Genomic DNA, 2,734 nt, shown 5'->3' on the forward strand with positions numbered 1-2,734 from the left:
GACATTGTCATAGGTCCAGACGCCGCGCCCCCAATCGAGGACGCCGAAGGAGGTGGCCGGTTCGAAGGCGAAAGTCTCGCCGCCCATTGTCACGCTGCCTTCTGCAGGCAGGCAGTTGATCTTCTGATTGTAATAGAAGGCGCGCGGCGCATTCGGAAAGGGCGTTGCGATGACCATGCGGTCCATCTCGGGCTGATGCAGGAAAAGATCAGCCGTGATCCCCCTGCCCCGCCCGAAGCCCGGCGCAGAAAGGGTAAGGCGTCGCCCGCCCGCTTCATGTCGGAAGGCAATATCCATTTTCGGGTGATGCTGAACAATGTCGCCCTGATCGGCGCTCGCGGGCAGGTTCATCCTGCCGCGCGGCAAAGGAATGATGACGCCATCCTCGATGAAACCCGGCTTCTCGAAATCGAGCCAGACCGCGTTCAGCAGGCCCATATAGGAATTGTCCGCCACGACGCAGGCAAAGCCATAGCGATCATTCAGGACGCAGTAATAGTCCCATTCCTTGATGCGGTGCCAGGGCGCGCGAATGGCCGCGCGGCTGTAGCGTTTCATCTCCTGCCGCGCCCAGCCCGGCTCGACAAGCCGCCCCTTCGCGTCCAGAAGATCACCCGCCGTCAGTTCCCGCTGCACCTGCCGCTCCATCATCCACCCCCACCTGATTGGAGCCGCAGATTATCAAGCCTCAGCGATTTGTGAATGGCGAAGGCACAGCACAATGATAGCCTTACTCCCATGAACCAGACCGTGATCGAAAAATTTAGCGATCCTGACATCACTGCGCGGGGCGAGGTCCGCGCCTCGGTGACGTTTGCGCGGCTAGAAACGCTCTGGATCAATACGGGTACGCTCTGCAACATCGAATGCGCGCATTGCTATATCCATTCAAGCCCGACAGATGACCGCCTTGTCTATATCTCCGCCGCAGAGGCCGCGCGCTATATGGCGGACGCACGCGACATTGCCGCCCGTGAGGGAACACCGCTTCCCGAAATCGGCTTTACGGGCGGCGAACCCTTTATGAACCCCGACACGCTTCTCATGCTGGAAGAAGCCCTGTCACACGGTCATTCCGCCCTCGTCCTCACCAATGCGATGCAGCCCATGCAGCGCCCGCGCATTCAGGAGGGCTTGCTTGCGCTCCGCAAAAAATATGGCAATGCGCTCAAACTTCGCGTGAGCCTCGACCATCACACGGAAGCCCTGCATGACAGGGAACGTGGCGCAGGCAGTTTCGTGAAAACAATGGAAGGGTTGCGCTGGCTGGCATCGCACGGCTTTGCGCTTGCGGTAGCGGGGCGCACGACATCCGGCGAGACGGAAGAGGATGAGCGACGCGGCTATGCGGATTTGTTCGCCCGCGAGGCGCTGCCGCTTGATGCGTTCAATCCCTCATCACTTGTGCTTTTCCCGGAGATGGACGAAGCCGCTGAGGTGCCCGAAATCACTACGGCCTGCTGGGGCATATTGCATGTCGATCCCGCCCGCATGATGTGCGCGACGAGCCGCATGGTGGTGAAGCGGAAGGGGGCATCTTCGCCGGTCGTCATTGCCTGCACACTTCTGCCCGATGATCCGCAGTTTGAGATGGGCGTGACGCTTGAAGAGAGCCTTGGCACGGTCAAACTCAATCACCGCCATTGCGCGAAGTTCTGCGTGCTGGGTGGTGCGAGCTGTTCGGCCTAGAGACTGTTGCTTCGTTGCTTCGCTTGCAATGATGCTCAGGCAAAAGCGAGCCATAGCAGCGGCAACACCAGCGCGGTGATAATCCCGTTCAACGCCATGGCGACGCCTGAGAAAGTACCCTGCACTTCCCCTTCCCGAAAGATGCTTGCCGTGCCTATGCCATGTGCGGCAATGCCCATGGCGAAGCCGCGCGCGCGAGCATCGCGTATGCGCACCAGCGTGAAGAAGCCCGCCCCAAAAACGGCACCGACAATGCCGGTGAAGATCACGAAAGCGGCGGCGAGGGAAGGATAGCCGCCGATCTCCTCGGCAATGCCCATCGCAATCGGCGTCGAGACAGATTTCGGCGCAAGCGCGCGGATCGTCTCTACACTTGCACCCATCGCCTCCCCGATCAGCAATGCGGAGAGAACGGCAACGCTCGAACCGACAACAAGCGACACGCTCATGGGCAGAAGCGCCGAGCGCACACGCGCGAAATTGCGATAGAGCGGCACCGCAATCGCAACCGTTGCAGGCCCGACGAGCCAGAGCAGCACCTTGCCGCCCTGCATATAGGCATTCAACTCAATATCCGCGACATAGATCAGCGCTATGATTGGCGCGGCCCCAAGGAGCACGAGGTTTGCGAGCGGCGTGCCGCCCGCTGCGCCCTGAATGCGGCGTGCGAGCAGATAGAAGGCAAGCGTGACGGCGATCCACAGCACCGCCGTCATCAGGTCACCTGCGCTAAAAGCGCTCATTGCTCTTCCCTCTTCTCGGTCAGCCGTGCGGTCCATTGGAAGGCAAAGCCTGCGGCAAGCATGGCGAGAAAAGTGCTGACAACAAGCGCGATGATGACCGGCCAGAGATCCCTGGTGAGAAGCGCCCCATAGCCCATCACGCCGACGCCCGCCGGTATGTAGAAAAAATTGAGATGGGTGACCAGGAAATCCGACACGCGCGCCACCGGCTCAGGAATGCGCCGGAGCGAGAGCAGCAGCGCAAGCAGGATCAGAATACCGATCAACGTGCCGGGCACAGGCAGGCCAAATGCCCATGAGAG

4 protein-coding genes are annotated in these 2,734 nt (G+C 60.6%); 1 reads left to right on the forward strand and 3 read right to left on the reverse strand.

The genetic code is table 11. The annotated features are described in order from the left end of the window. Window positions 1–651, reverse strand: a 651-nt coding sequence (locus WBF74_RS09730; protein ID WP_424438818.1) for a DUF2804 domain-containing protein, incomplete at its 3' end; no start/stop codon positions are given. 51 nt (window positions 652–702) lie between these two features. Between WBF74_RS09730 and WBF74_RS09735 the strand changes: the two genes are divergently transcribed. Further along, complete coding sequence (locus tag WBF74_RS09735) at window positions 703–1,689, forward strand: radical SAM protein (protein WP_424438821.1); 987 nt, start codon at window positions 703–705, stop codon at window positions 1,687–1,689. A gap of 35 nt (window positions 1,690–1,724) precedes the next feature. Here WBF74_RS09735 and WBF74_RS09740 read toward each other — a convergent pair whose 3' ends face one another. Both WBF74_RS09740 and WBF74_RS09745 read right to left on the reverse strand, forming a co-directional pair. Further along, on the reverse strand, window positions 1,725–2,432 hold the full coding sequence (locus tag WBF74_RS09740; protein ID WP_424438824.1) for an LrgB family protein: 708 nt from the start codon (window positions 2,430–2,432) through the stop codon (window positions 1,725–1,727). Continuing rightward, the coding region (locus WBF74_RS09745; protein ID WP_424438827.1) for a CidA/LrgA family protein at window positions 2,429–2,734 on the reverse strand (306 nt) is incomplete at its 5' end. The genes WBF74_RS09745 and WBF74_RS09740, both read right to left, overlap by 4 nt.

The organism is Parvibaculum sp., assembly GCF_049672805.1.
In the GTDB taxonomy this organism is placed as follows: Bacteria; Pseudomonadota; Alphaproteobacteria; order Parvibaculales; family Parvibaculaceae; genus Parvibaculum.

Coding starts and splice junctions, on each gene's coding strand:
- WBF74_RS09735 (WP_424438821.1), top strand. CDS start 703: ATGGCGAAGGCACAGCACAATGATAGCCTTACTCCCATGAACCAGACC.
- WBF74_RS09740 (WP_424438824.1), bottom strand. CDS start 2,432: ATGAGCGCTTTTAGCGCAGGTGACCTGATGACGGCGGTGCTGTGGATC.